The 18647-nt window shown below is 54.5% G+C and carries 13 protein-coding genes; 8 read left to right on the top strand and 5 right to left on the bottom strand.

The features are described 5' to 3' along the window. Nucleotides 1-113: 113 nt before the first annotated feature. Nucleotides 114-1568, bottom strand: a complete 1455-nt coding sequence (locus tag AC5DDB_RS20755) for a sigma-54 interaction domain-containing protein (RefSeq protein WP_491741678.1) — start codon at nucleotides 1566-1568, stop codon at nucleotides 114-116. 377 nt (nucleotides 1569-1945) lie between these two features. On the opposite strand from AC5DDB_RS20755, the gene ispD reads away from it, so the two are divergent. Next, entirely contained in the window at nucleotides 1946-2701 is a 756-nt protein-coding gene (gene ispD, locus AC5DDB_RS20750; RefSeq protein ID WP_491741677.1) for a 2-C-methyl-D-erythritol 4-phosphate cytidylyltransferase, read from the top strand. A gap of 12 nt (nucleotides 2702-2713) precedes the next feature. On the opposite strand, the gene AC5DDB_RS20745 is transcribed toward ispD, so the two are convergent. From AC5DDB_RS20745 to AC5DDB_RS20735, 3 genes are read right to left on the bottom strand one after another with little or no spacing between them, the layout of a single operon-like run. Further along, nucleotides 2714-4171, bottom strand: coding sequence for a DUF1501 domain-containing protein (locus tag AC5DDB_RS20745; RefSeq protein ID WP_491741676.1), 1458 nt, complete (start codon nucleotides 4169-4171; stop codon nucleotides 2714-2716). 6 nt (nucleotides 4172-4177) lie between these two features. Then, on the bottom strand, nucleotides 4178-6466 hold the full coding sequence (locus tag AC5DDB_RS20740; protein ID WP_491741675.1) for a PSD1 and planctomycete cytochrome C domain-containing protein: 2289 nt from the start codon (nucleotides 6464-6466) through the stop codon (nucleotides 4178-4180). A gap of 42 nt (nucleotides 6467-6508) precedes the next feature. Further along, entirely contained in the window at nucleotides 6509-8074 is a 1566-nt protein-coding gene (locus AC5DDB_RS20735; RefSeq protein WP_491741674.1) for a glycoside hydrolase family 88 protein, read from the bottom strand. A 301-nt stretch (nucleotides 8075-8375) separates the two neighbouring features. On the opposite strand from AC5DDB_RS20735, the gene AC5DDB_RS20730 reads away from it, so the two are divergent. Together AC5DDB_RS20730 and AC5DDB_RS20725 are read left to right on the top strand one after the other, a co-directional pair. Further along, nucleotides 8376-8579: a small basic protein gene (locus tag AC5DDB_RS20730; protein WP_491741673.1), complete on the top strand. Its 204-nt coding sequence runs from the start codon at nucleotides 8376-8378 to the stop codon at nucleotides 8577-8579. Between the two features lie 187 nt (nucleotides 8580-8766). After that, nucleotides 8767-10449 carry a GH3 auxin-responsive promoter family protein gene (locus tag AC5DDB_RS20725; RefSeq protein WP_491741672.1) on the top strand — a complete coding sequence of 561 codons (1683 nt, stop codon included), beginning with the start codon at nucleotides 8767-8769 and terminating at the stop codon, nucleotides 10447-10449. On the opposite strand, the gene AC5DDB_RS20720 is transcribed toward AC5DDB_RS20725, so the two are convergent. Then, nucleotides 10442-11434, bottom strand: coding sequence for a galactose-1-phosphate uridylyltransferase (locus AC5DDB_RS20720; RefSeq protein ID WP_491741671.1), 993 nt, complete (start codon nucleotides 11432-11434; stop codon nucleotides 10442-10444). The two genes, AC5DDB_RS20725 and AC5DDB_RS20720, sit on opposite strands and share 8 nt — an antisense overlap. A gap of 194 nt (nucleotides 11435-11628) precedes the next feature. Here AC5DDB_RS20720 and AC5DDB_RS20715 point away from each other — a divergent pair, with 194 nt between their 5' ends. The 5 genes from AC5DDB_RS20715 (at nucleotide 11629) to AC5DDB_RS20695 (ending at nucleotide 18631) form a co-directional block, all read left to right on the top strand. Then, nucleotides 11629-12744: a D-TA family PLP-dependent enzyme gene (locus AC5DDB_RS20715; RefSeq protein WP_491741670.1), complete on the top strand. Its 1116-nt coding sequence runs from the start codon at nucleotides 11629-11631 to the stop codon at nucleotides 12742-12744. Nucleotides 12745-12917: 173 nt separating this feature from the next. Continuing rightward, complete coding sequence (locus AC5DDB_RS20710; RefSeq protein ID WP_491741669.1) at nucleotides 12918-13799, top strand: RAD55 family ATPase; 882 nt, start codon at nucleotides 12918-12920, stop codon at nucleotides 13797-13799. A gap of 230 nt (nucleotides 13800-14029) precedes the next feature. Next, on the top strand, nucleotides 14030-15034 hold the full coding sequence (locus AC5DDB_RS20705) for a DUF1559 domain-containing protein (RefSeq protein ID WP_491741668.1): 1005 nt from the start codon (nucleotides 14030-14032) through the stop codon (nucleotides 15032-15034). 147 nt (nucleotides 15035-15181) lie between these two features. Continuing rightward, nucleotides 15182-15604: a carboxypeptidase-like regulatory domain-containing protein gene (locus tag AC5DDB_RS20700; protein ID WP_491741667.1), complete on the top strand. Its 423-nt coding sequence runs from the start codon at nucleotides 15182-15184 to the stop codon at nucleotides 15602-15604. Between the two features lie 141 nt (nucleotides 15605-15745). Further along, on the top strand, nucleotides 15746-18631 hold the full coding sequence (locus AC5DDB_RS20695) for a DUF1549 domain-containing protein (RefSeq protein ID WP_491741666.1): 2886 nt from the start codon (nucleotides 15746-15748) through the stop codon (nucleotides 18629-18631). Nucleotides 18632-18647: the final 16 nt, after the last annotated feature.

Raw genomic sequence — 18647 nt, 5'->3', positions numbered from 1 at the left:
TAATCCCCAACTCCTAATCCCCAACTCCTAATCCCCAACTCCTAATCCCCAACTCCTAATCCCCAACTCTTAATCCCCAACTCCTAATCCCTAACCCCCAATCCCTAATTCATTCACTTCATCATGTCATACTTCTTCATCTTGTTATACAAAGTGACACGGCTGATCCCGAGTTCCTTGGCGGTCTTCGTTCGGCTATAGCTGTTATGGAACAACGCTTGCTCGATGATTTCCTTCTCGGTGAGTTGAATTTGGTCGTTCAAACTCTCCGGTTCGACCGCAATGCGTCGATGCCCCAATTGCACCGATGGGTCGTTTGTCGGCCCGACCATTCCGCTGAGGATATGATCCGGAAGTTGCTCGGCGGAGAGCACACCGTCCTGGCAATAAATGACTGCCCGCTGAATGACGTTTTCCAACTCCCGCACGTTCCCCGGCCAGGGGTAGTCGTAGAGGGCATCGAACAAACCGCGTTCGATGCGGTGAATCACAACGCCGTGTTTCTGCTGCTGAGCCTGAATGAATTTCTTCGCCAAAGGCATGATGTCGGCTTTCCGCGCCCGCAAGGGCGGAATCTCGAACTTCAGCATGTTGAGTCGGTAGTACAAGTCCGGCCGGAACTTGCCGCCTTCCACAAGGGGTTGCAAATTGAGGTTGCTCGCCACGATCAAACGGGCTTGCGACTTCATCGTGATATTGGAACCGACCGCCTCGAATTCGCCGGTCTCGATGACCCGTAGCAACTTGACTTGTTGCTCCAGCCCAAGCACGTCGATTTCGTCGAGCAACATCGAACCGCCACGTGCCGCGACAAACTTGCCTTCTTTGTCCGCGTGGGCACTTGTGAACGAACCCTTCACATGCCCGAACAATTCGCTTTCGATCAGTTCGTTCGGCAACGCTCCACAGGCAACGTTCACAAACGGTTCGTTTCGTCGCGGAGAGACTTCGTGGATCAAACGCGACAGAAATGTTTTCCCCGATCCGGTTTCGCCGATGAGCAAGATCGTCACATTATGCTTGGCGGCGACTTCCAAGTCGCGGAGCATCGTTTTGAGTTGTGGCGAATTGGTTTCGAACCGGCGAGAGATGCCTGAGAGCACCGTTTCCGCACCGAGTTCGTTCGAATCATCGGCCTGCGAACCGAACGAAGTAGAAGACTTCGCTTCCGGTGTCCGTACCGAAGGTTCTCCGTTCGTTTTCGATTGTTCATTGCCCACGACAGTGTCGATCAAATCGAAGTCGAAGGGAATACCCACGCGGGATGCCTGCGTACTTCCGATGGCGTGTGTCAGCTTTTCGCTGCAAACTCGTGGCGGAATCACCATCAGCCGACATTCACCGTCTTGGTGACGTAAACTCTCCAAAAGACCGGCTTCGTGCGTACCGTCTCCTTGGGCTGTCTCGAAATCTAACAGAAATGTCTGCGGTTGATGACTCGTCAGAAATCCTCGCAACTCATCCGTTGTTTCCGCCAGCAGTAGGACGCAACGTCCGGCCCATTGGAGAGCGAGTTCGGAGGTGAGTCGAGGGTTCCGCGATAGAACGGCGACGATATGCTGAGACATGAAAAACCTGATCTGCTTCGCATTGCAATCGACTAAAACAGAATTCCGCCTAGTTCGACCCTGCGTGATTGGGTGTCGTTTGAACGAGGACGATCAATCTCAGAACAAATCGAATGCCGGAACGTCAAGCTGCTGAAACACGGTTGACGCAAGCCATTCCCCTCCAACCACTTGCCGTTTTGCAGAAAGGTTAAACTCTTGAAATTCTGCATATGCGAACGTTGCTCAAAGACAACATTTATTTGTGGAACGATGAGATTCGACAACGTGTTGCCCTTGAGAAACACGAATCGTATTTGCCAGGTCTTCAACTTTGGAAACGCTTTCAGGTATGATGCCCGTCTGACCGTTGGAGAGGAACATCGAGGAGTCGACCAATGCCCCAGTTTGCCGTCATCTTGCCTGCCGCCGGACGTAGCACGCGGTTTCGCATGCAGCAACGCAAAAAAACCTTTGTCGAACTGAAGGGGCGACCGGTGTGGGTCCGGTCGGCGGAACACTTCGCGAATCGTGAGGATGTGACACAAACGCTCGTTGTCGTCAGCCCCGATGACAAAGAATGGTTCCGCGAGAAGTTCCGCCCGCACCTGGCATTCATGGATGTGCAAATCGTCGAAGGTGGTGCGGAACGTGCCGACAGCGTGCAGAATGCGCTCGCCCAGGTGAATGCGGACGTCGATTACGTCGCTGTCCACGACGCCGCTCGCCCGCTGCTCGTAAAATCATGGATTGATGACGTCTTCGCCGCTGCGACCAAAAGCGGAGCGGCCATTCCCGCCGTTCGGGTTTCTAGCACGCTCAAACGCGGTGAATCGAAAGATGGCACGCACACGATCAGTGAAACCGTGTCGCGAGAAAATCTCTGGTACGCCCAGACGCCGCAAGTGTTCCGTCGAGAACTACTCATTGATGCCTACGCCCAACGTGGCGATTTTGTGCCGACCGATGAAGCCAGTCTCGTCGAACGACTCGGCCATCCGGTCACGCTTGTGGAGAGTTCGCCGATGAACCTCAAAATCACCACTCAAGAAGACTTCCGCATTGCCGAAGCCCTCCTCGACAAACTCCCCAAAGAGAAAAGCCTCAAAAACCTCCACCCGTTCTCCGATGAGAGGTTGGATTTCTTTTCGTAAGAATGCCGTCGATTAGGTGAGAATCTCATTCACGACGCGGCCGTGGACGTCGGTGAGGCGGAAGTGGCGGCCTTGGTAGCGGTAGGTGAGCTTTTCGTGGTCGACGCCGAGTTGGTGCAGGATCGTGGCTTGCAGGTCATGCACGTGCACAGGGTCTTTGACGACGTTCACACTGTAATCGTCGGTTTCCCCATACGTCATGCCGCCTTTCACGCCACCGCCGGCTAACCAATAGGTGAAGCAGTTCGGGTGGTGGTCGCGTCCGTAGTTGTTTTTCTGGAGTTTGCCTTGGCAGTAGATCGTGCGTCCGAATTCGCCGCCCCACACGACCAGCGTGTCGTCGAGCATTCCGCGTTGCTTCAAATCTTTGAGTAGAGCCGCGGTGGGTTGATCCGTATCGCGACATTGGGCTTCCACGCCTTTCGGCGCGTTGCCATGCGCATCCCATCCGCGATGATACAGTTGAATGAACCGCACACCCCGCTCGGCCAACCGCCGCGCGAGCAAACAGTTGTAAGCATATTTGCCGACCTGTGTGGCTTGCGGGCCGTACATGTCGAGGACGCTCTTCGGTTCGCTACGGACGTCGATCAACTCCGGTACACTCATTTGCATGCGAAAGGCCAGTTCATACTGGGCAATGCGAGTCGAGATCGCCGGGTCGTTGTATTGCTCGGCTTGCTGGTTATTGAGTTTTTGTAGGGAGTCCAATGTCCGTCGTCGTTGTTCGCGTGTCATGCCGGCTGGGTTATACAGATCGAGAATCGGATCGCCTTGGCCACGGAACTTCACACCCTGGAACCGCCCCGGAAGAAAACCGGCTCCCCATAAACGATCGTACAACGGTTGTCCTTGCTTGGCGGTTCCGTTCGATGTAAACGCGACGAACGCCGGCAGATTCGCATTTTCACTTCCCAGTCCATAACTGACCCACGCGCCCATGCTCGGTCTTCCTGCGGTCACCGAACCGGTTTGGAACAGCGTTGCAGCCGGATCGTGGTTGATCGCTTCCGTGTGCATACTTTTGACAACGCAGATATCGTCGACGACTTCCGCCAAGTGTTTTTGCGGTTCGCTGAGCCACGTGCCACTTTCGCCATGCTGCTGAAACTTAAACGACGACGGTGCGACCGGGAATGAGTTCTGTCCCGAAGTCATCGTCGTTTTGCGTTCGTCGGGATACACCGACGTGGGCACTTCTTCGCCGAATCGCTTCGTGAGTTCCGGTTTGTAATCAAACAGGTCCATCTGGGAAGGACCGCCGGACTGAAACAGGTAAATCACTCGGCTGACTTTGGGCGGAAAGTGAGGCAACCCAGCCAGTCCGCCGTGTCGCGTGCGTTGAGCGTCGGCAGCGTGCGTTTCCCTGGATTCCAGTGCGCCCAATGCCATCGCCCCGAGTCCCAAAACGCCGCCTCCTAAAAAAGCTCGGCGTGTTTGTTGCGTTAGAAATTCATTGGCAATGTTCATGACAACTCAATTTTGGCTCATCGATTCATCGAGGTTCAACATCGTGTTTGCGACCAAGGTGTAAGCCGCAAGTGCGGGCACATCGAGTTTCGCGTCGTACGGTTTCTCTCCAATCGTCAACAGTTTCTTCGCAGAGGAGGGGTCGGCTCGAAACTCTTTTAGGTATGCGGAGAAATCGTCGGCCAATACGTTCACTTCGTCTTTGCGAGGTTCGCGACTAGTGACCAACCGGAACGCCCAGCGGATGCGTTCAGCCGGGTCGTCTGCGTCTTGCCTGAGCATGCGTTCGGCTAAAAACCGGGCCGATTCGACAAAGGTCACGTTGTTCAACATCGTGAGTGCTTGCAACGGCGTCGTCGTATGGTCGCTGCGAACGATGCACGTCTCCCGAGCGGCGGCATTGAACGCCATCATCGTGGGCGGCGGAACCGTGCGACGCCAATAAGTGTACATGCTGCGGCGATAGAGTTTGTCGCCTTTGTCTTGAACGTATTTCGCATTCGAAATGCTCTTCCAAATTCCCGGCGGCATATACGGTTTAACCGAGGGTCCACCGATTTCTTCGACGAGCAAACCGCTCTGAAACAACGCCGCATCTCGGATGGCAAACGGTGATAATCGTCGACGCGGCCCGCGTGCCAACAGCCGATTCTCCGGATCACGTCGTAGCAGCTTATTGTTCGCAACCGAAGACTGTCGATACGTCGCACTCATCACGATTCGCTTGTGAAGAGCTTTCACATTCCAACCGCTCTCGACGAATTCCGTCGCTAACCAATCGAGCAACTCCGGATGCGACGGCATCTCCCCTTGGACACCGAAGTTCTCGCTGGTCTTCACCAGTCCCACGCCGAAGTAATGTTGCCAAATGCGATTGACCGTGACCCGTGCGGTCAACGGGTTCTCGGGATCGACCAACCAATTCGCCAACCCCAACCGATTCTCAGGCCAATCATTTTTCCAACCGCCGATGACCTTAGGGACTGCCGGTGAGAGTTCTTCACTTCGGTCAGGTTGATCGTACTTACCACGAATCAAACGGTACGTGGTCCGCGGTTCTTTTAACTCGTGCAACACCATCACGGTTTGCGGCGAACCCGGTTGCGGTCGCGGGACGGACGTCTGCACGACCTTGATTTTCACCGGCTCTGGTTCCACGAACTTCGCTTCCTCTTCGGAAAGATTCGGCCACGATTTCGGCACCGGAATAAATGGCGGACTATTGCCATTGTTCGGCCCCAGACCGGCTTCGGCAATATTGTTGAAGAACGCGAACAAGCTGTAGAAGTCTCGCTGTGTGATCGGATCGTATTTGTGGTCGTGGCAACGCGAGCACGTCAGCGTGAGGCCGAGGAACATGGTGCCCATCGTTTCCACGCGGTCGGCGACGTATTCGACAATCCACTCATCGGGAATCGATCCGCCTTCGGAATTGATTCGGTGATTGCGGTTAAACCCGGTTGCGACCTGCGTGTAGAAATTGCGATTCGGTAGCAGATCGCCCGCCATTTGTTCGGTCACAAACTGATCGAACGGCATGTTCTCATTTAGTGCCCGGATGAGCCAGTCTCGCCAGACCCACATATATCGTAAACGATCGTTCTGATAGCCGTCGGTGTCCGCATATCGTGATGCCTCTAGCCAGTCGAGTGCCATATGTTCGCCATACCGTTCCGAGGCCAACAAGCGATCGACAGCGTGTTCGTACGCATCTGCGGAATCATCGGCCAAGAACGCATCGAGTTCGGCAATCGTCGGCGGCAAACCGGTCAGGTCAAACGTGACCCGCCTAAGCAATGTCGCTTTGTCCGCCGGTTTCGATGGTTCGAGCCCTGAGTGTGCGAGTCGGGTGAGTACAAAATGATCGATGGCATTATGGGGCCAATCCGACTTCTCGACGGAAGGCAAATTCGGTCGCAGGGGTGGAATGAACGCCCAATGTCGGTCGTCTTCCGGCCAATTGCCACCCGCTTTCAACCACGCGATCAATTTGAGTCGATCATCACTGGCGAGAACACGATTGGAATCAGGCGGCGGCATTTGTTCGTGCGGATCGCTCGACTGCAGTCGTAAGAGCATCTCGCCAGAGGATAGCACGTTCGAGTCGATAACCGACTTTCGATCGTCCAACCGCAATTCCGTTTCTCGCGCTTCCGGATCCGGTCCGTGACAGGTGTAGCACGCGTCGGAAAGAATCGGCCGGATATCGCGAGCGAAATCAATGTCCTCGGCAACACCCACGGTTGCGAACAGCAACGCAGCGGCGAGTGCCAAAAATCCCATTGGTTGTGCCATCGTCTTGCTTTTCAATCGTGGAATCTAATCCTCGTGGAGGCATCATTTGGCATTGGCCATTTCGCGTTCCCAGAAAGCCCGTTCGGTAGCCACCATTAATGCCATTGCTCCACCACGGTCATCGCGTCCGAGAATCGCGGTTCGATGGAAATAGGCTTCGAGGTTCTTCTGTTTTCCGGTGCCCGTGCAAACATCAGTCAGATCGAGTCCATTCATACCGATGCGAGACTTGATCGCTCCCCAACTACGAGCGGCCGGTTCTTGGTAGTCGTCAGGGTCCAGCCATCCCATGCGCATTCCCCGCAACATCGCGAAGGTGATCATGCAGGTGCTCGTGAACTCGCGGTAACTTTCGGGACGATCGACAACTTGATGCCACATGCCTGTGGCGTCTTGGTACTTCACAAGGGCTGCGATGTGATCCTGAAATGACTTCAGAATCTCCGACCGTCCTGGCAGATCGGTCGGAAGTTCACCAAGCACCAGAGCCAACCCGAGCGCAGGAAATCCGTTGCCCCGTCCCCACGCGGCCTCATCCAACCGGGAATGCCGATAAATCCCGTCTTCCCGCAGACACATTTTCTGCATGTAGCGGATGTGACTCAAACAAGCAGTGTAATAACGGTTGTCTCCCGTCAGGCGACCGGCAGCGGCCAAAAGCGGCGGGTCCATGAACACGGAATCGCTCATCTCGCTGTGATTGGGCACAATTTGCACGGGCTTGCCAGATTTTTTGTCGATTCCAATCGAGGCAATCTCCAGGACAATTTCCCGTAAACGCGGATCGTGCGTCCGATCAAACGCATCGACAAATACGAGATACCCCGCCACCGTCGATGCCCCCGGTACCTTGCCATCAGCCAGGGTGTGTTTCCGGGCAAGCCAAGGTTTGATCGCTGCGTTGGCCTGTTGATTGTATTCAGGGTTCCCGGTGAGTTCGCCAAGTCGTTGTCGTCCAATGACGGCTAGTGCGGGAATGTACTCAATCGTCCGCAAGTTTTTGCCGTAATGTTGACACAAAGTCGTAGCGACTTCGATCGGCGTGCGATTCCTTCGAGCACGAGTTTGAGCGGCGGCTGAATCCGGTGTGGGTCGGTCGAGGCGTTTCGATTTCAGAGTTTTCGCAACGTCCGCGGCTTTCGGCACCTGAACACAAGCGATCGGCCCCACCTTGCCCACTGGGTTGTTCATCAATGCTTGCTGCAAATTTTCGCCGTCCGCTCCAACGACGAACACCGTGTGGAACCCCTCGGCTCCCATCCACCGCCATAAGTACAAAGCCGCAATGTCGCCCCGGTTGTACGCGGTGCCATTCGGGGGGAAGACGTGGCCCTTGAGCGGAAAGTCAATCGCATACAGCTCAGCCACATCGGCCAAGGCATCAGGTGCCAACCCCGCCAACCATTTCACGCCGCCGATAACCAAAACTTTATCGGTCTCATCGTTCGAATTTTTCGGAACTAACGCGTTCAGGACGGTTCCGTCTGAGTCTCGTCCGATCGGGCGTTTCACCCACTCCGCGACGACCTGAGGCGTACACGTATTCGAACCTAGCCACACAAACAGGAGGAAAAATAAGATTCTGTTTGGGAATTTTGTTCGATTCATGTTCCACAACTCGATTGGAAACGACTCTGCGTGATCATTCGACCGACTATTCATCAAGAATCACCAGTGTAACACGCTGCACTGGAAATCGCACCGCCGTAGGTGACCGTCAGTGTGGACGGAATCTACGAAGCCACATGATATGGTACCGGCCCAAGGCGAATTAGTGGTAATCTGTGGATCGTAGCGTTGACAACAAACATTGGGATGCCATATCTTATTGGACTTGAAATTTCGACGTATTCAACGTGATTGGAGCCGAGTTTCGACGGAGTGCGAAACTGGCTGATAAGGTGATTTGATGACTATTGATAAGAGTCTCAAGCGATCGGGACGTCTCGTGCGGTCTCGGAACGTGCTTAGCCGTGGCGAACGAATTAAGCAGCTCCAAATGGAAGAACGTTGGAGCAGTGGCCAAAGCCCATTCGGTCTGCCGAAGGTCCGCGTGATCAAAACCGTCGTCGGCAAGAAGAAAAAGAAGAAGAAGAACGAAGACGACGAATAATCTCGTCACCTGATTGGTTCACCCAAGCATTCGACATTTCGGTAAGCCGAAATTTGCCGGTTGGGCCACTTCAAAATGCGACGCCGATCGACCGACACAGGCGAATCGGCGTTTTCGCTGCGCTGATCAGCACATACTCTCTCACGACGGCCGATTCCGGCCTTGTGTCGTAAAGGGCGAAACCTGAATGAGTTGGGTCGGAAAACTCCGTCACTGGGTCGGGTCTGTCCCACGTGCGCGAGTTCGCCCGCAACTCCGGGCCTTTCAAGCGGCAACACGCAATTGTCGTGTCGTGCAAGAAACGGTCCTGCGGGACTTGCTGACTCTCAACGCAGACTCGCAATTCGGGCAGCGACACCGTTTGTCGTCGATTCGATCGGTCGCTGACTTCCGTAAACAGTTGCCCCTCACGGATTACGATTTCTATCGGTCCGACATCGACGAAGTCCGCGAAGGTAATTTCAACGCATTGCTGGGGACTGGCAATCGGCTGTTGATGTTCTCCATGAGCAGCGGAACCACGTCGGCGACGAAGTACATTCCGATTACCCAACGCTTCCTCGACGATTACCGTCGCGGTTGGCAGGTGTGGGGTATTCGGATGCTCGACGACTACCCGGGAGTGTCGCAAGGTCGCATCGTGCAACTCAGCAGCAACGACGACCAGTTTCGCACCCCCGGCGGAACACGATGTGGCAGCATCACCGGTTTGGTGGCATCGCTTCAGAAGAAGATTGTGCAATCGATGTACACGGTGCCAGGTGTGTTATCGAAGATCGAAGACGCAGCGACCAGGCATTACACGGCCCTAAGGATTGCGTTGGCCGACCCAGAAGTCGCCCTGATCATGACGGCCAATCCCAGCACTCTGATTCATCTGGCACAACGAGCCGACCGCGAAGCCGAAACGCTCATCCGCGATATTGCCGACGGTACACTCACGGTTGCGAACGAGATCCCTGAGGTTGTCCGTTCCGCCATCGGTCGCCGGATTCGCAAACGCAACCGTCGTCGGGCTGCTGCACTCGACCGGCTGAAAACTACCGTCGGGCGACTCGATCCAAAAGACTATTGGCAGAACCTGAAATTGATCGCGGTTTGGACCGGCGGAAGTGCAGCCGCCTATTTGCCGAGAATGCGGGAATTTTACGGCAATGGCCCGATTCTCGATCCCGGTCTGTCGGCCAGCGAAGGACGCATGACGACACCGCTGCAAGACAATCGGCCAGACGGTGTGCTGGACATCACTAGCCACTTCTTCGAGTTCATCCCGGAATCCGAGTACGAATCCGACACTCCGTCGGTACTCCTGGCCCATGAACTGGATGTGGGGCAGACGTATTACATTTTGCTCACGACATCGTCCGGGTTTTATCGCTATGACATTTGTGATGTCGTCCGTTGCACGGGGTTCTACAACGAGACGCCGATGCTCGAATTCCTGCATAAAGGCGCCCACATTTCGAACCTCACTGGCGAGAAGATCGCAGAATCACAAGCCGTTTGTGCGGTTCGAGAAGCTGCTGAGGAAACCGGAATTCGACTCGAACAGTTCACCCTCGCGCCCGCATGGGGCGATCCGCCGGGTTACGAGATTCTTCTGGAACAGGAACTTTCGGAAGCGGCGAAGTTAGCAGAGGCGATCGACCGCCAATTGAAAATCCACAACAGCGAGTACGCCGACAAACGCGATAGTGGACGTCTGCAACCGCTGCGGTGCGTAACCCTTCCAGCCGGAACCTGGCAGAGATTTGCTAGCCATCGTCAAGGCGGGAAGGGAGGATCTGTGGAGCAATACAAGCATCCGTTTCTCAGCCCGGAAATTGGATTCGGCGAACGAATTCGACGTGAATTTGGTCAGTCTACCTAGTCGATTCCGCATTCCGAAGTTCCTCGGCGGCAACTTCTGGCAGCACAAGATTCACGAATGTGCCCCCGCCAAGTTCGAGTCCCGCCAAACCGGTGATTCGCGGAAAAATGCGAATTTGCCAGCGATACTCCGGGTGTTCCTCGTGAAAGGGAGCGGAGTGCAATACAAAATTCCAAGCGGCATCACCCGTGATAATTTCCAGCCGACGCAACGTGTCTCGAAGCGTTTCCGCCAGTTCCGAGAGTTCCGCATCGGTGACTCGTTCGAAGTGCGAAGACTGCCATTGCGGGAGAATCCACATTTCGTAGGGAAACCGAGACGCAAACGGGCACAACACGACATACCGCGAAGACCGCTGGACAATCCGCGATCTGTCTTCGACTTCAAATTGGATCAGCCGTGTGAAAGGCTCCGGCGACGACTTGTTTGCGAAATTTAGCCCGACTCTCACGATCGGCGGGGCTTCGGCTTGCCCCATCAATTGAGAATGCGCATGTAACAAAGAGGCCCCCGCAAATCGGCCATGATTCTTAAAAATGAAGACATGCCGAATGGTCCCCTCGCGGCTCAGTTGACTCATTCGACTTCCGTAAGCAAGCAGGACATTACGAACTTGCTCGGTTGGCAACCGAGTGAGGTGTGATTCGCGTTGCGGGCATTCGATGATGACCTCATGCACGCCGGTGGCCGGCAATTCGTCACCGGATTGGTGTTCGACTCCGGCATTGATATCGGTTCCCGAGAACACAGGAAATTTATTGGGCACAACTCGCACAGCCCAGCCGGGTGTGTCGGGAGCGGTGTCTCCGTGGCGAATCGCAAAGACTTCATGCGGCGTTTGGTGTTCCTGACCTTCGGCGAATGGGTCGTCTTCGGAGATTCTCCAGTCAATTTGTTCAGACTTCGCGTTGGGGCGACGTAACCGATCGGGCGCGAACAATACCATTTCGCCACTGATTACGTCGCGTCGCCAAACTGCTCCCATTCGGTCACCACCATCGCTGAATCCACGAAGTTGCCAATCGGTTCGCAGTATAGAAGGAGGGCCGGGCGACGGACAATCCGACTCGATTTCACCGGCACGGCGGACAGTCGACAGGAGAGTTGTTAGAATCTTTCCCGTCCAACCGCTCGATCGACCTCACCTTGGAAACCCTCCTCCTTCCTACTGTGTTTGCCATGCCTGAGACCTACAAGATTGCAGATACCAGCGAAATCTTTTCCCCCGCACTCGTGATCTTCACCGAAGTGTTGAATGCGAACATCGCCGAGATGGTCCGCGTTGCCGGTGATCCGAACCGCTTGCGTCCCCACTGTAAGACACACAAAATGCCGGAGGTCGTCAAACGCGAACTGGCCGCGGGCATCACAAAACACAAGGCGGCAACGTTTGCAGAAGCCGAGATGCTTGCGGATGCCGGCGTGAAAGACATCTTCCTGGCTTACAACATGGTCGGTCCGAACATTGGACGTGCGGTCGCGTTTCGCCGACAGTTCCCCGATGTCAAGTTTGCCGTCACTGCAGACGATCCACGGATGCTCTCACAGCTTTCCGAGGCGATGAACTCGGCGGGAACCGACATTGACGTTCTGTTAGACTGCGACACAGGTCTCCATCGCACGGGGCAGAAATTGGTCGCCGAGGCCGAGGCGTTGTATCAACAGATTGCGGACCTGCCCGGTGTGAATCCCGGAGGCTTGCACGTCTACGACGGACATCATCATCAGGTGGATTTCGAAGAACGCAAAACGGCGGTGCTGGCGGACTTCCAGGCGGCCCTCGATTTTCGGGATCGACTCGTCGCACGTGGGTTGAATGTTCCCAAGATTGTCGCTGGCGGGACTGGTTCATTTCCCGTGTACGCCGGTGTCGATGACGCTGCAGTCGAACTTTCCCCCGGCACATGTGTGCTGCACGATTGCAGTTATGGCATCCTTTTTCCCGACCTCGATTTCCAACCGGCTGCATTGATGCTGACCCGCGTGATCAGTCGTCCGACGCCGAATCGCCTCACCCTCGACTTGGGAAATAAGTCGATCGCCGCTGATCCGCCAATGGGTACCCGAGTCGTGTTCCCGGATCTCCCCGATGCAGAGCAAAAACTGCACAACGAGGAACACCTTGTCCTCGAAACACCTCTCGCCGAGAACTACCGACCTGGCGACGAAATTCTTGGTATTCCTCGGCATATCTGTCCCACGTCGGCACTCCATCGGCAAGCATACGTCGTCGAGAGCGGACAGCTGATCGGCCGTTGGGACGTCACCGCCCGCGATCGCCAAATTACGATCTGAACGCGAAGTTCTTCCGTTTCCGACAATGAACTTTCGAAGTCGGAATACCCAAGCACTTCCGCTTTCAGCACGGACACAGTTGACCTAAATTCGGTCTAAGTTCTTCCGGGCTTTGAACTCCAAAGTGTGAAGCCTAGAACCCAATTTATTGAAATCGCAAAAAGAGTTGATCGATGTCACAACGCGTTACGACTGGTCTACCAAAGTTGGATTCGCTACTTGGCGGCGGACTGCTACCAGGCACATTGACCGTAGTGGTGGGTGCGACCGGAATCGGAAAAACCCAGCTTGGTGTCACGTTCGCAAATCAAGGTCGTGAAGAAGACGGCGAGCGGGGAATCATCTTTGACATGACCAGCCGTGGGGATTCCCAAAATCAAATCGACTATGCCAAGCGACTGTTCGACTGGACAATTACGTCAGGTTACACGGACGAAAATATCGATCCCGAAACCGTTTGGGATAGGGCACAGGCTCGGAAGGATTATCTGCACCTCTTTCGTCGCAGTGGTCGACGAGTGACGTTTAGCGATTTGGAAGTCGATGCGAAACGCGAGTGGAAAACGGAACTCGCCAAGAAGTTGAACATTGCGATTGCCTGGTTTTACGGCAACTTCGTTCATGGCGTGCGTCGGTGTGTCATCGATGGAGTCGAACCGACCGAGAAAGCAAGCGATTCGTTTCAGTTCCACACCTTCGATTACGTGTACCATCAGATCTTGCACAAAGACGCGGATTGGGTAGCCAGAGATTTGTTTCGCGTGAAATACCGGCAAAACGCCGACAAGGTCGCAGCGAATCTTTATCGACATGAGGAGATTGCGACCGTGCTGCTTTACACTTCGCACGAAGTCATGTTGGACGACATGTTATCGCGTCCGATCGAGAGCGGCGATGTTCTCTCGAATGCGAATACGATCATCATGATGGGTAAGACACGCGAAGGCAGCAAGATGGGACGGGCTCTTCACGTTGCCAAACACCGAGGCAGCAGTTGCGACGACCGCATCGTGCCATTCCAGATTCAGGAAGGTGGCCTGAAGTTGGAAATTTGAAAAATTTCCCGGTTCCTTTTCGCCGAAACGGGGTTGTGTTTCGGTGGATCATCGCGATACAGGACCTCTCAACTCGGTTTATAATTCTGAGTTGACGAGTCAATCATTCCGATTGTTTCCTCAATAAATTCGTACTTGTTGCGAGCCCTCGATTTCGCGGTTAGCGAATGCTCGCGGTTTTATAAGGATTCTTATTTTCGATCCCTTTTCAATGTATTGGAGACAGTGTCATGGTTAGACCAAACAAGTCCCGTGGTTTCACGCTGATTGAGTTGCTGGTGGTGATTGCCATCATTGCGATTCTGATCGCCCTGCTACTCCCTGCCGTCCAACAGGCCCGAGAAGCAGCCCGTCGAACACAGTGCAAAAGTAATCTCAAGCAAATCGGGATCGCGATACATAACTATTCCGACACATTCGGCTCGTTCCCACCCGGATGTATCAGTGCCACCAACAGTGCGGATCCACCTTCGGGACCTCAACAATGGGGTTGGGGGGTGTTCATCATGCCGATGATCGAACAAGACAACTTGTACACAACCTTGGACCCGACGAATCGCACTTTGGTCGACACTCTCAATGATACAAACCCTAATGACGGCACACCGGATCGCACAATTGTGCAAACGCGAATCGAGGTTTATCGCTGCCCGTCGGACCGCACGAAAGACACGGTCCAAGGCACACCGCAAACCGTGGATTTCGACGGCACGGCTGCTACTGGGACAAACTTCTTTGGCGGGACTTCGAATTACGTCGGTGCCGGTGCATTCGCTGCGCTTGACATCATTGAGCATCCGAGCGGACCACTGTACCGCAACAGTGCCACGACCTTTGCCGACATGATTGACGGGTCGAGCAATACATTCCTCGTCGGGGAAAAAGATTTTGATTGTTCTGCAGGGGTATGGGCCGGTGTGCGAAACGATGGTGGCCCGGGTCCGCGAGGAATCAACTACGTCACCGGACGGGTCAGTATTCCGTTGAACTTCAAGTCGCAAAGAACCGGCAATAATAGTTGCGTGGAAGGCTTCAGTAGCTCACACCCCGGCGGCGCTCAATTCCTGTTTGGCGACGGTGCGGTCGCCTTTATCAGCGAGAACATCAACTTCAGCAACAGCAACGCAAACGTTGGGGACAGCACCGGGCTTGCAGGCAATTTCAACCATGCCAATCTGGGAACTTACCAACGTCTCGGGTTGATGGACGACGAACAACCCGTCAGCGACTTTTAAGCCGCAGACCACGCACACGCAATCAAACCCCTCACGCACCGAAGCGAGAAACTTCGGTGCGTTTTCTTCCCTACGTCCGCACACGGTTGCAAGTTCACGCAGCGGACGGTTGCTTGCTCCCCAAAGAATATCCCCTAAGGACTTTTCATGAAGACTACGCTCAAACGGCTCACCCGTTCTTCCCTTGTTTTCGCGTCAATCAGTTTGCTCATTGGATGCTCGAGCGCTCCGAACGATATGCCAGATGTGGCGGAAGTCAGCGGTCAAGTGACCTACAACGGCGAAGCGTTAGCCGATGCCAGAGTTACGTTCCAACCGGAATCGGGTCGCCCGTCGACCGCAACGACCGACGCCGATGGCAAATACACTCTGATGTACAATGAGAATACGCCCGGAGCAAAAATCGGCAAACATACCGTTCGAATCAGCAAGACCAACGACACAAAAGACGCAAGCGGCGAAGTGGTGAAGTCGGAAGAAATGCTTCCCGCAAAATTCAATCGCGAGACGACACTCGAAGAGACGGTGGAAGACAAGGAAAACGTTATCGATTTCGACCTGCAGCCCTGAACGTGGTTGATCTAGTAGTCGTTCGAATCGTCATTGACAACCAGCTTTTCATGGAAGTTGAGTCGCATCAACAGTGACGTGCGCGTTATACTTGGGAACCGGTTCCTTTCGTGAAATGACTTCACTGGATCGAATTCCACAATGCTTTATCGCCTGCGAAAACTCGCGTTCTTACTAGTACTCCCGTTTCCCGTTTTCGCGCATTCTGCGGCTTCCGCGACCGAACCGATGTTTTCGGCCGACGACGTGCAGTTTTTCGAGCAGAAAATCCGACCGGTGTTGGTCGAGCACTGTTACTCGTGTCACAGCGCGGAAGCCGCCTCGAATGATGAACTGCAAGGCGGTTTGCTAGTCGACACCCGGGCCGGATTGCTCGAAGGCGGTGACAGTGGCCCTGCCGTTCTACCGGGCAAACCAACCGATGGAATGCTCCTTGATGCGTTACGGTACGAAACCTTCGAAATGCCACCCAGTGGGCCGCTGCCCAAGACGGTGATCGCAGACTTCGAAGAATGGATTCGACGAGGAGCGGCCGACCCACGCACCGGCAAATCTCCGTCTACGATCAAACGGGCGATCGACATTGAAGCCGGTCGCGAACACTGGGCCTACCAACCGATCCCCGATGTCGTGGTGCCTCCTAAGACAGGGGACTTCGCCGCGACACCAATCGACGCATTCGTTCAACAGCGGCTGAAGGAAGCCGGTATCCAACCGAATCCTCGGGCAGATCGTCGCACGCTGATTCGGCGACTGTATTTCGATCTGCTCGGTCTACCGCCGAAGCCGCAGCAAATCGATGAATTCATCGCGGACCAGTCATCGGATGCATACGAAAAGTTGGTCGACCGATTGCTCTCATCGCCGGCATTCGGCCAACGGTGGGGACGTCATTGGCTCGATATCGCACGGTTTGCAGAATCGGTCACCTTACGTGGGTTGGTTCAGCATCAAGCGTGGCGGTATCGGGATTACACGATAGAAGCCTTCAATGCCGATCTGCCCTACAACGAGTTCCTAAAACAGCAAATCGCTGGAGATCTGTTGCCTGCCGAGACAATTGCCGAGCAGCGTCGCAACGCGATTGCGACCACGTTTCTCACCATGACCAACGCGAATCTCGAAGACCAAGATAAAGAAAAACTTCGGATGGACGTGGTCGACGAACAACTGACTGTCATCGGCAGTGCGATTCTCGGGCAAACGATTGGATGTGCTCGATGTCACGATCATAAGTTCGATCCGATCCCGACTCGCGACTACTATGCCATGGCGGGCATTCTCAGCAACATTCGCACGTTGCAGACGAGCAATGTCTCTCGCTGGCTCGATTTGCCCCTGGCGGTCGATCCCGAACAGCAAACGCAAATCGATCAATTTGCTCAGAAGACGAAATCTCTCGAAACGGAAATCGCAAGTCTCAAAACGCAACTTGGTCAGGCAGCCCCCAAACCAGTCGTGGCTTCAATCGAGTCGTTGCCCGGTATCATTGTTGACGATGAAGATGCAACATTCGTCGGCGAATGGCAACATTCGACATTCAGCAAACCTTTCGTGGGTCGCGGATATCATCACGATCAAAATACCGCCCGTGGCGAGAAGTTCGCGATTTACAAGACGCAACTACCGATGTCGGGGATCTACGAGGTTCGGGTCTCTGTCTCGATTGGCTCGAATCGAAGTACCCATGTGCCGATCACGATTCACGCTGCCGATGGCAAACACGAGAAGATTATCAACCAACAAGTAAAACCGCCGATCGACGAGTTATTCCATTCGCTCGGAAAGTACGAGTTTCGAGCCGACGAACCCGCGACCGTAACAATCTCGAATGCTGGGGCAACCGGTGTCGTCGTTGCGGAAGCGGTTCAGTTTCTCTCTCCGAAGATTTCTTCGACGACTCCGAAATCTCCGAAAGACAAAGCCAAGGAATTGGAAAAGCAGCAGCGGACGAAAACGCTGACCGCACAATTGAAATCACTTGAGAAAGAACTCAGCACGCTCCGGAAGCAAGCGCCGGTACAACCGGCGTACATGGGCGTTGTCGAGCGGCCGGAAATCAAAGAAACGCGAATCAACATCCGTGGCAATGTCCATAATCTCGGAGCAGTTGCACCGCGTGGTTTCCTGCAAGTGGCGTCCGGCGAGGCTGATTTCGAGATGCCGGCCGATGAAAGTGGTCGAGTGCAATTGGGAGAATGGTTGGCCGATCCTGCGAACCCGTTGCCTGCCCGCGTGATGGCTAACCGGGTGTGGCATTGGCTCTTTGGAGCCGGTTTGGTTCGCACGACCGACAACTTCGGCAAAACGGGTGAAACACCATCGCACCCTGAGTTGCTCGATTATCTAGCGAGACGGTTCATCGACCAGAATTGGTCGGTCAAATCGCTGATTCGTGAAATCGTCTTGTCGGAAACGTATCGACGTGCAAATCACTCGAATCCCGGGGAAGACGAAGCCCATCGCATGACCGTCGACCCAGAGAACCGATTGCTTTGGCGAAGGAATCGCAAGCGGTTGGAAGCGGAATGTCTACTGGATTCCATGCTCTGTGTTAGCCAGGAAATCGACATGCAACATGGCGGCAAGACACTCCGCGATGGGTTGTCTGCCGACTACGATTATCATTACGAAAGTCATCGCCGCGGTGTGTATTGGCCCGTGTTGCGGAATTCATTGCCCGAGATGATGCAGGTTTTCGATGGCGCGAACCCGAGTTTAGTGACCGGTCGTCGGAATACGAGTAGCGTTTCGCCACAAGCACTGTTCCTGATGAACAATCAATGGGTCATCGGTCGCTGTGAGGCCACTGCCAAATGGTTGCTCGCAGACGAAGACGCCACCGATGAAGAGCGAATCCACAGACTGTTTCGAACCGCATTGGGTCGGCCGCCGACATCGGAAGAACTCGCTTTGAGTTTGGAGTTTGTAACAGCCACTACGGACGAAACGACCGACCGTGAAATGCGGTGGTCTCATCTGGTTCAATCGGTATTTTCTTCACTCGATTTTCGATTCGTGGATTAATCCTCCGTAGAGTTTA

The organism is Thalassoroseus sp., assembly GCF_984380535.1.
This window is presented reverse-complemented; position numbering and strand designations above follow the sequence as displayed.

Excerpts from the sequence above, each read along its gene's own strand:
- AC5DDB_RS20755 (WP_491741678.1), bottom strand. The coding sequence starts at position 1,568 with ATGTCTCAGCATATCGTCGCCGTTCTATCGCGGAACCCTCGACTCACC.
- ispD (WP_491741677.1), top strand. The coding sequence starts at position 1,946 with ATGCCCCAGTTTGCCGTCATCTTGCCTGCCGCCGGACGTAGCACGCGG.
- AC5DDB_RS20745 (WP_491741676.1), bottom strand. The coding sequence starts at position 4,171 with ATGAACATTGCCAATGAATTTCTAACGCAACAAACACGCCGAGCTTTT.
- AC5DDB_RS20740 (WP_491741675.1), bottom strand. The coding sequence starts at position 6,466 with ATGGCACAACCAATGGGATTTTTGGCACTCGCCGCTGCGTTGCTGTTC.
- AC5DDB_RS20735 (WP_491741674.1), bottom strand. The coding sequence starts at position 8,074 with ATGAATCGAACAAAATTCCCAAACAGAATCTTATTTTTCCTCCTGTTT.
- AC5DDB_RS20730 (WP_491741673.1), top strand. The coding sequence starts at position 8,376 with ATGACTATTGATAAGAGTCTCAAGCGATCGGGACGTCTCGTGCGGTCT.
- AC5DDB_RS20725 (WP_491741672.1), top strand. The coding sequence starts at position 8,767 with ATGAGTTGGGTCGGAAAACTCCGTCACTGGGTCGGGTCTGTCCCACGT.
- AC5DDB_RS20720 (WP_491741671.1), bottom strand. The coding sequence starts at position 11,434 with ATGGGAGCAGTTTGGCGACGCGACGTAATCAGTGGCGAAATGGTATTG.
- AC5DDB_RS20715 (WP_491741670.1), top strand. The coding sequence starts at position 11,629 with ATGCCTGAGACCTACAAGATTGCAGATACCAGCGAAATCTTTTCCCCC.
- AC5DDB_RS20710 (WP_491741669.1), top strand. The coding sequence starts at position 12,918 with ATGTCACAACGCGTTACGACTGGTCTACCAAAGTTGGATTCGCTACTT.
- AC5DDB_RS20705 (WP_491741668.1), top strand. The coding sequence starts at position 14,030 with ATGGTTAGACCAAACAAGTCCCGTGGTTTCACGCTGATTGAGTTGCTG.
- AC5DDB_RS20700 (WP_491741667.1), top strand. The coding sequence starts at position 15,182 with ATGAAGACTACGCTCAAACGGCTCACCCGTTCTTCCCTTGTTTTCGCG.
- AC5DDB_RS20695 (WP_491741666.1), top strand. The coding sequence starts at position 15,746 with ATGCTTTATCGCCTGCGAAAACTCGCGTTCTTACTAGTACTCCCGTTT.